The organism is Methanobrevibacter sp. (assembly GCF_045126245.1).
Lineage (GTDB): Archaea > Methanobacteriota > Methanobacteria > Methanobacteriales > Methanobacteriaceae > Methanocatella.
Genome location: NZ_JBGVOG010000077.1, coordinates 1 through 9371, shown reverse-complemented (window position 1 = coordinate 9371; position 9371 = coordinate 1). Strand labels below are relative to the sequence as shown.

The window sequence follows — 9371 nt, the reverse complement described above, 5'->3', positions numbered from 1 at the left end:
CCGCCAAAGTCATTATAGTTCTTCCGTGGAATGAATCCACAGTTGAGATGACCTCACTTTTTCCGGTGTACTTTACAGCCAGCTTGATAGCTCCTTCATTTGCCTCAGCCCCGCTGTTTGCATAAAAGATTCTGTCGAAATTGGTTAAATCAATTAATCTTTTAGCATAAATCAATGCTGGCTCGTTGTAGTAAATGCTTGAAATGTGAATTAGCTTTTCAGCTTGATTTTGAATAGCTTTAACAAGTTTTGGGTGATTGTGACCTAATGCATTTACAGCTATTCCAGCAAACATGTCCAAATATTCATTTCCATCGATATCCCATACTTTAGCACCTTCCCCGTGGTCAAGTACGATTGGCTGTCTGGTGAAAGTGTTTATGAAATAATCATCTTCAATTTTAATTAATTCCTGAGTATTCATCATATCCTCCATAAACTATTTAATCATTAACATTTATAATATTAATATTATTTAAAATTGGTGATAAAATGAAAGTCGCTATAATTGAAACTGATAAAGGAAATATTGAATTAGAATTATTCCCAAATGAAGCTCCTGGAACTGTAGCTAACTTTGAAAAATTGGCTGGTGAAGGTTTCTATGACGGATTAACTTTCCACAGAGTAATTCCAAACTTTGTAATTCAAGGCGGATGCCCTTATGGAAACGGAACCGGTGGGCCAGGTTACACCATCAAATGTGAAACTGAAGGAAACCCACACAAGCACGGTACAGGTGCATTATCAATGGCGCATGCAGGTAAAGACACCGGTGGAAGCCAATTCTTTATAACACACTCACCACAACCACACTTAGACGGAGTGCACACCGTATTTGGCCAAGTCATTGAAGGCCAGGATGTCGTAAATGCAATCCGCCCAGGTGACAAAATGAATAAAGTCACCGTTGAAGAAAGATAATCATTATCTTTCATTTATTTTTTATTTTTAATTTAAATTGCTTTTATTTTGTAAAATTGACTTGAAAAACAAGTGAAATTATAAATAAAACCTCCATTATACTTAATATTAAATTTTAATAAAATTTAGGAGGTTATAGCTATGCAGCAATTTTACTCACAAAGACAGGAAATGGAAATTCCTCAAAAAAATTTATTCATGGAAAGAAGCATTATGCACAAAAATGATGAAAATCTAATCAAATTTCTTAAAAAAAATTTTAAATTTCCATCCACAAACTTAAATGAAATAAATGAGTTTATTAGTCTAGATACTGAATTGACGAAAATCATTTATGATTTACCTAAACTCATTACTTCAAAATTAAAATATAATTGGGTATCGCTAGATTTCATGAAAGAAACTGACATTAATGAAAAAATTCTTGAAATAATCATTTATTCACCTTTAGAAGATGAAATATTGCTTCAAAAGGAGGATTTAATTAGTGATGAAATCATCGACAAATACCCAAAAGCAAAAAAGGAATACATAATCCTGGTGGAACCTTATGAGGAATAATAAAAAATTTGATTGGTGTGAATATTACGAGCTTGCAAAATCATATGAAAATGACTCTGCTAAATTAAGAACAGGAATTGGCAGATTTTATTATCGTCGTTTTTAAATTCTAGAGATTATATCATCAATAGAAAACTATTTTTAAATGAAATCAACAGGGACATAATGCAATCAAAATCTGGTAGAATACATAGAGAGACAAGGATCACTCTTGAAAAACATCCCAAATTAAATCAGGGAAATAATGGGAAAAAATAGCTCAAAGACTTAATATCCTAAGAAAATATAGAAATATGGTTGATTATGATTCAAAAAATCCGCAAAACCTAAAACATGCATATAATAGATGCCAGTTAAAGGCAAAAAAAATTTTTAAGTTATTAAGTGAATTAAATTAACCCTTCACTTAGATGACTTAATTCCAACCAAAGAAGCAAATACAGAAGCAATGCACAGCACCACACAGATAATGCAGGTTATTTGACAGCTGCTTATTAAAAGAGGATAATACTGCTCGACAATCGGCACATTGCCCATCACAAATGCAAATACCAATGTTAATATTCCCAAGCTCATCGCCTGTCCCACTGTACGCATTGTTGCTACGGCCGCTGATGCCACTGATGTGTCTTTTGGCGGAACGGAACTCATTATGACATTTGTATTTGGCGGTGAAAACAATCCGAATCCGATACCATAAATTATCATAGCCATTATTAAAAATTCAAGAGATGTCGCTTCATTTAAAAATGAGAATAAGATTAATGAAACTGTTCCAAGCCCCATCCCGATAGCTGCCAGAATCTGTGGAACATACTTATCGGATAACCTTCCGGCTATTGGAGCAAGAACGACCTGACATAATGGTGCTGCAAGCAAAATTATGCCTGCTGTTTGTGAATCGAACCCCTTGATATACTGCAGATGATAATTTAGTATTGTAGTGACTGCAAAAGTGGCCAAATATGCACATAATGATGCAAAATTGGCTGAGAGGAATTTACGGTTTTTAAAGAATCTGATGTCAAATACAGGATGGGCTTCTTTTAATTCCATCAATCCAAATATTATCAGAAATATAATACCTAAAACTGTCAATATTACTCCTAAGGTCTCATTCAGTATAGTAAACCCATATATGAACAAAACCATTCCGATTCCATAGAAAAGTGAACCCTTCACATCAAGCGGAACGCCTTCAAAAGTAATCCATTCCTCATCGACTTTAGTCAAAAGCAATGCCAGTATGACAAGTAAAAACGGAACGCCAAACAGAACTACAGATCTCCATCCCAATTGATAATTCAAAATGCCTCCAAGAACCGGCGCTAGAGACAGTGCAATATAAACCCCAGTAATGGTTATTCCCAATGCTTTGCCCCGTTCTTCCGGCTTGAATGCCGATACCACCATTGCCATTGATGTGACATTGAAAAATGCTAGAGAAATGCCCAATACCAACCGGCATAGCAGAAACTGTTCGGAAGATGTGACCAGCACATTAGCAATGGAAATTAAAATAAACAATATAACGCTTATGATTGTAACCTTTTTAAGACCGTATTTTCCGGAAATCTGGCCTGCCGGAACGGACAATACTGCCACAACCAATAAAAAAATGATTATTGCCCAATTTTGAACAATATTGCTCATATGAAACTCAGCAGCGATTGTTGGAATGACAACCATAACTGAATTAACCGCAAAAACGGCAAAAAAGGACAATACTGTACAAATCAGAAGAATCAAATTTTTCTTTTCCATCATTAACATATATTAATTCAACATCATAAATGATTATCTATTTGTATGCTGCACCAATACAATATTGATTCCGTTAGGATCAATCACCCGGGCCATATAACCAACTTGTGTTTCAACAGGATTTAAAGCAATGTTAGCTCCTTTTTCTTTCAATTTCTCGATTTCTTCATTAATATCTTCAACATCCATTCCAACGGAATACAATCCAGTTTCAAATGCATCACTTTGAATTAATTCCAAACCTGCAAATCCGTCACCATCTAAAAGGGTGATTTTTCCTCCAGGCACATCAAATTCTTCATCAAAAGTGAAATCCAAAGTTTCAGTGTAAAATTTAACACTCTCTTCCATATCATCAACAATCATTGTAGCATATCTGATTTTCATGGAAAATAGTTTATTTTTTATCAAATATTTACTTTTTGAGTTTAGCCATCAATCCGGACATGCGCGCATAATGGAACATATATAACTGAACATATCCCGCATAATCCCCAAACTCATCCATTCCAAAATCACGAACTTTAGAAACGCTGATGTCTTTTCCATCAAAATACAAATAGGAAACAATGCGCTTTATCCAAACATCACTTGGGAAAGCCTCTTTAAAATTAAATCCATAAAGCAATATGCAATCGGCCACCTTCGGTCCGACGCCAGGAACCTTTAAAATAGTTTCAAAAGCTTCATCATAAGTCATTTTTGGAATATCTGATAGGATTATTTCATCTGTAAAGATTTCACAAGCTTTTTTCATGTAAGGAGCTCTGTATCCAACTCCACAGGATTTCAAATTATTTCCGCAAACGCTATCCTCAAACAGTGCTTCCTCTTCATCATCCTCATATAAATCCTGAAATATGGATTTATCAGGGAAGATATAATAGTCATCAAAATGATTGTCTCCCCATTTTTCCCTAATATCTGAGATTGATTTTGTCCATCTTTTAATTGAATTGTTTGCAGAGCATATTGAAGAAATGACACATTCAAATGGGTCCGCCGCTAAAAACAGTCTTAAACCATTGCAGAACTCCGACATGTCTTTCAGTTCCTCATGGTTTGACAGATATTTATAAAACTTATTTAAGTCAAAATCCAAATCATAAATATAATTTAACCTGGAAACTGCCTCTTTTTCAGCTATATTTCCAGTGAAAGAAAAATCTAAACAATCTCCAGATTGTTTAACATTAAAAAGAACCGGTTTTCCACCAACTAAAACAACATCACTGAAACAACCATCCATTTGCCTCCATGGAGGCTGTGAAGTTTGACCGGACAACTGTGTCAATTCCAAATTGATTGGTGAATTAATAATCATAAACGGACAGCCACATTATTTTTTTGTAAGTATTCCTTAACAGCAGGAATGGAAAATTGGTTAAAATGAAAAATACTTGCTGCAAGAGCCGCTGAAACATCTGTCTTTTCAAACACTTCCAAAATATGTTTTGGCTCACCAACTCCGCCACTTGCTATCACCGGTATGTCAACTGCATCATTAATAGCTTTATTGAGCTCTATATCATAACCCGCCTGGGTTCCGTCCCCATCCATACTGGTTAAAAGAATCTCGCCGGCGCCCAAATCCTGACATTTAACCGCCCACTGAATTGCGTCAATGCCTGTAAACTCGCGTCCGCCATATATGCTTGTGTCAAACCAGCAGTACCCATTACCGGTTTCAATGACTGTTTTATCTGGCGCGTCACTTGGATGGTCAACATATCTTCTTTTTGCATCGATTCCAATTACAACTGCCTGAGATCCGACAACCTTTGAAGCCTCTGTCAAAAGTTGCGGGTTTTTAATTGCCGCAGTATTTGTTGAACATTTGTCTGCTCCGGCTTTTAGCATTTTAATATAATCGTCAACCTTTCTTATTCCGCCGCCGACACAAATCGGCATGAAAACATTCTCAGTTAACCTATCAATCACATCTGCCATGGTTGCACGTCTTTCATGAGACGCAGTGATGTCTAAAACAACAACTTCGTCTGCTCCCTCTTCATAATAGCGAGTTGCCAAATCGACCGGGTTTCCAGCATATTTGATCTCTTTAAATTCAACGCCCTTTACAACCCTACCTTCAGGAACTTGTAAATCACAATCTAGACAAGGAATAATTCTTTTGGTTAACATAATATCAATAAATAAAAAAAGTAGTATTGTTTTTAAAAAACAATAATTTTAAGCAGAATATCTTAAAACAAAACAAAATATTGCTAAAATGATAGTAGCAACAACAATGTGTTCAGGAGAAAGTTTTGGGCCTACACTTTCTTCATCAAAATATCTTACTAAACCTGCACCTGTCTGAGGCATAGAAATTTTATCGTTCTTTTTTGCCATAATAATCTCCCATTAATTTAATTAATTAAAAATATCATTATAAGATATTTTTCTCATAGTATATAAATGTTAAATTTTCTCTTTTTTAATTACTTTAATATCGCTGATTCTTGTATCCGGGTATTGTCCATCCTCATCCTTTTCAACAGCCTTTACCATATCCCATACAGTAAGTAAAGCTACACTAACTCCAGTAATAGCTTCCATTTCAACACCAGTTTTTCCTAAAGTATTAACCGCACAGGTAGCTATAATTTCTGTCTGTTTAACTTCAAAATCAAGCTCGATTCCAGTTAAAGCCAATGGATGGCAAAGAGGAATTATGGAAGATGTGTTTTTAACAGCCTGAATTCCTGCAATTTGGGCAGTTGTTAAAACATTTCCTTTCTTGATTTCTTCATTTTGAATCAAATCTATGGTATTTTTATCCAAAAATATTTTTCCACTCGCAATTGCTCTTCTCTTTTGATCTGGTTTTGCACCTACTTCAACCATGTGCACACCACTATCTGTCAAATGTGTAAACTCATCAGCCATGTTATCTACTTCTCACTTACTTCAATCACATCTAATTGGGCACATTTAGCATTTACCCCTAAAATTTCACTTACATTAGGATGACTTCTGCCGTCGTCGCCTGAAATCAATTCCTTGATATACAATCCGCCTTCCGTTTTGACTGTCATGGAAAAAGTTTTATCGTCAATGATTTCATATGACAGATCCACAACGTTTTTGACACGAATCATATCCGCACGACGCCTTAGGACTCTTAAAGGTGTTTGTTGATGGATTTCACCCAAATTCAACAAATCTTTCAGTTTATCTTCATCATAAGCCTCATCACATTCCACCAATGCTTTATAAACTTTAAATGCATCAGGTGAAGACTGCTTTATGATAGCTTTTCTTTTTCTCTCACAAACATGTAGATTATGATAGGAAGTTTTACCTTCGTTAATTTTATTAATTTCATCTTCCATGGATTTTAAATCAAGCTTTCTGATTTTTGGTTCCTTAATCTCCAAAACAAACTGTCTTCCGGAACCCAGCATCAATACATCGATATCCTCACGGCCCGCACCATGGAATTTGGCTTCTCTGCCTTTGGTCGCTTTCAGGAAATGTTCTGAAATCAGCTCTTCAACAGATTCAGGGTATTGCTTTCCTGTGAAATTGCATTCCTCACAGCCCCTGCCCTTACATTTTGTACATGGCCATTTGGTTTGAGGAATTCCTCGTTTAAACTTGTTGTATTTTCCTTCAATATACAATGGATTGATTTGAATATTAACTTTAGGCTCATTTATTAAATCAACGTTGAAAACTATATCCTGACTTTCAAACTGGGCTTCCTTATCGTAAATTTCCCAGATTCCAAGACCTATTAGACGATTGACTTCCTTTTTAATTGTTTCAACAGTTAAATCAAATTCCAAAGATAGCTCATCATCCCTTTCCTGAATATCCTTGCTGATTTTTGAGCCGACCAGAAATGTGTCAAATTCTACTTCCAGCTGATTGATCTTATCATCGATTTTTTTGTATAAATCGTCATCGAGCTTGTCAAAGAGATTATCACAAATGACACAATTAGCATCATCCAAATTAATATTTAATTCCTGAACTACCTTATCGGCCCGTTCAATATTGTTTGACCCCTCAATCGTTCTGGATAACTTACGGCCAAGACAATGTTTGCAGATTTTTCCATCAGTTCTTTCTATAATCTGTTTTGCTAGTTCAAACATGTTATCTATTCATGAATTGACCCATCATACGGTTCATAGCTCCGCCGCCTAAACGGCTGCCGCGTTTTCCAATTCCCTTCATTGTCTTTTTAGTGTTGTTATAATATTTTAAAAGCTCTTTTACTTCGCTTTCTTCAACACCGGATCCTCGAGCAATTCTTTGAATGCGTGATTGTTTAATGATTTTAGGGTTTAGCATTTCCTCTTCTGTCATTGATGACATCATAATCTTATAAGTTTCGATTTTATCCTCGGTCATCTTGGATGCTTCTTTAGAAATCTTATTGCCCATGCCGGGAATCATGTTCAAGACCTGCTGCATCGGACCCATACTGTTCATCATTTCAAACTGGTTTTTCATATCCATCAATGTGAACTTACCTGACAACATGTTGTTCATGGTCTTTTCTGCAATGTCCTCATCGATATTTTCTTCAGCCTTTTCTATAAGAGATTTGATGTCCCCCATACCTAGCAGCCTTGAAATGAACCTTTCAGGGTCGAATAGTTCAAAGTCATCGATTCTTTCACCTGTACCGATGAACTTGATTGGAGCACCGGTTTCTGCAACTGCAGACAGCGCACCCCCACCTTTAGCAGAACCGTCCAGTTTTGTAATGATGATTGAGCCTATGTCGGTTGCCTGTGAAAATGCCCTTGCCTGCTCACCGGCCTGCTGGCCTATAGTACCATCAATCACCAGGATAGCTTCAGTCGGATTGATAATGTTGTCCAACTCATCCATTTCAGCAATCAAATCCTCTTCATTCTTGTGCCTACCTGCAGTATCGAAAATGATTACTTTCCTATTCTTGAATTCCTGCAAACCTTTTTGGGCCAGGTCAAGTGCATCCTTATTATTAGGATCCCCATATAACGGAACATCCATTTCTTCTGTAAGCTGTCTTAACTGCTCATATGCTGCAGGCCTCCATGTGTCTGTACATACAACTGCAGGATTGAAACCCTTTTTCTGCAAATATCTGCATAGCTTTCCGATTGTGGTTGTTTTACCACTACCCTGCAGTCCCAAAAACAGTATCTTATACGGCTTTTCATTAATGTCCAAACCTGCCGCTTCGCTTCCCAAAAGATTTACCATTTCTTCATAAATAATGGTTATAACATGTTCCCTTGGAGTAATACCTTTAGGAGGTTCCTCTTCAAGAGCCCTGCTTTCAATTTTTTTTGATAAATCAAGAACTAATTTAATGTTAACGTCAGATTGAATTAAAGCACGTTGTATATCCTTTACAACTTCTTTTATTGTCTTTTTATCAATAACAGACATTCCTACTAATTTTTTCATTGTATTAGTAAGATTTTCCCCTAAACTTCCGAGCATTGCCATTGTAATCACTTTGATTAATAGTTATATTAGAAAAATTATTTAATTATTTAATTATATATTTATATTTAATTAAAGTTTAAAGTTTTTATAATTTTTGTGTGAGACCATGTTAGAAGAAGTAAAAAAATCATTAGAAGCATCCCCAATTGTGAAAAAAGGAGATTACAATTACTTTGTAAATCCTATAAGCGATGGAGTTCCTGCAATGGACCCGAAAATGTTGCGTGAATTGTCTCTTGCAGTGCATAAGCATGCTGATTTAGATGTTGATAAAATTGTGGCTGTTGAAGCTATGGGAATACATTTGGCTACCGCATTATCACTTGCAACCGATATTCCATTTGTTGTAATCCGTAAAAGACAATATGGCCTTGAAGGTGAACAGGAAGTCTATCAAAAAACCGGATACGGCTCATCCAACCTTTACATAAACGATTTGCATGCCGGCGAAAAGATTTTACTCATTGATGACGTTGTGAGTACCGGCGGAACATTGATAGCATTGATTGAAACTTTAAAGGATTTGGGTCTGGAAATTAAATCTACAGTGGCTGTAATAGAAAAAGGTACCGGAAAAGAATTTGTTGAAAAGGAAACAGGAATGAAAGTATTATCAATAATAAAATTGGATGTTATTGACGGAAAAGTTGTAATTGAAAAAACTA

The 9371-nt window shown here is 35.7% G+C and carries 12 protein-coding genes; 3 read left to right on the top strand and 9 right to left on the bottom strand.

Annotated elements, in window-relative coordinates:
* The coding region (locus tag ACJMLZ_RS05880) for an aminotransferase class III-fold pyridoxal phosphate-dependent enzyme (protein ID WP_405304482.1) at positions 1 to 424 on the bottom strand (424 nt) is incomplete at its 3' end.
* Positions 425 to 492: 68 nt separating this feature from the next.
* Here ACJMLZ_RS05880 and ACJMLZ_RS05875 point away from each other — a divergent pair.
* On the top strand, positions 493 to 924 hold the full coding sequence (locus ACJMLZ_RS05875) for a peptidylprolyl isomerase (RefSeq protein WP_405304480.1): 432 nt from the start codon (positions 493 to 495) through the stop codon (positions 922 to 924).
* 141 nt (positions 925 to 1065) lie between these two features.
* Positions 1066 to 1485, top strand: coding sequence for a hypothetical protein (locus ACJMLZ_RS05870; protein WP_405304478.1), 420 nt, complete (start codon positions 1066 to 1068; stop codon positions 1483 to 1485).
* Positions 1486 to 1887: 402 nt separating this feature from the next.
* Here ACJMLZ_RS05870 and ACJMLZ_RS05865 read toward each other — a convergent pair whose 3' ends face one another.
* The 8 genes from ACJMLZ_RS05865 to ACJMLZ_RS05830 all read right to left on the bottom strand — a co-directional run bounded on the left by ACJMLZ_RS05865 (position 1888) and on the right by ACJMLZ_RS05830 (position 8706).
* On the bottom strand, positions 1888 to 3249 hold the full coding sequence (locus ACJMLZ_RS05865) for an MFS transporter (RefSeq protein WP_405304476.1): 1362 nt from the start codon (positions 3247 to 3249) through the stop codon (positions 1888 to 1890).
* A 33-nt stretch (positions 3250 to 3282) separates the two neighbouring features.
* Positions 3283 to 3636 carry a VOC family protein gene (locus ACJMLZ_RS05860; protein ID WP_405304474.1) on the bottom strand — a complete coding sequence of 118 codons (354 nt, stop codon included), beginning with the start codon at positions 3634 to 3636 and terminating at the stop codon, positions 3283 to 3285.
* A 28-nt stretch (positions 3637 to 3664) separates the two neighbouring features.
* Entirely contained in the window at positions 3665 to 4573 is a 909-nt protein-coding gene (locus ACJMLZ_RS05855; RefSeq protein WP_405304472.1) for a DNA glycosylase, read from the bottom strand.
* A complete protein-coding gene (hisF, locus tag ACJMLZ_RS05850) occupies positions 4570 to 5394 on the bottom strand; it encodes an imidazole glycerol phosphate synthase subunit HisF (RefSeq protein WP_405304469.1) in 825 nt (274 codons plus the stop codon). The genes ACJMLZ_RS05855 and hisF overlap by 4 nt, the downstream gene beginning before the upstream one ends.
* 48 nt (positions 5395 to 5442) lie before the next feature.
* Complete coding sequence (locus ACJMLZ_RS05845) at positions 5443 to 5604, bottom strand: preprotein translocase subunit Sec61beta (protein ID WP_405304467.1); 162 nt, start codon at positions 5602 to 5604, stop codon at positions 5443 to 5445.
* Positions 5605 to 5673: 69 nt separating this feature from the next.
* Positions 5674 to 6141 carry a cyclic pyranopterin monophosphate synthase MoaC gene (gene moaC / locus ACJMLZ_RS05840; RefSeq protein WP_405304466.1) on the bottom strand — a complete coding sequence of 156 codons (468 nt, stop codon included), beginning with the start codon at positions 6139 to 6141 and terminating at the stop codon, positions 5674 to 5676.
* 5 nt (positions 6142 to 6146) lie between these two features.
* The gene (locus ACJMLZ_RS05835; protein ID WP_405304484.1) at positions 6147 to 7364 is read right to left on the bottom strand and encodes a tRNA pseudouridine(54/55) synthase Pus10; all 1218 of its coding nucleotides are present in this window, start codon (positions 7362 to 7364) and stop codon (positions 6147 to 6149) included.
* A complete protein-coding gene (locus ACJMLZ_RS05830; protein ID WP_405304464.1) occupies positions 7357 to 8706 on the bottom strand; it encodes a signal recognition particle protein Srp54 in 1350 nt (449 codons plus the stop codon). The genes ACJMLZ_RS05835 and ACJMLZ_RS05830 overlap by 8 nt, the downstream gene beginning before the upstream one ends.
* 106 nt (positions 8707 to 8812) lie before the next feature.
* On the opposite strand from ACJMLZ_RS05830, the gene hpt reads away from it, so the two are divergent.
* Positions 8813 to 9371: hypoxanthine/guanine phosphoribosyltransferase (hpt, locus tag ACJMLZ_RS05825; RefSeq protein WP_405304462.1), on the top strand; the 559-nt coding region annotated here is incomplete at its 3' end.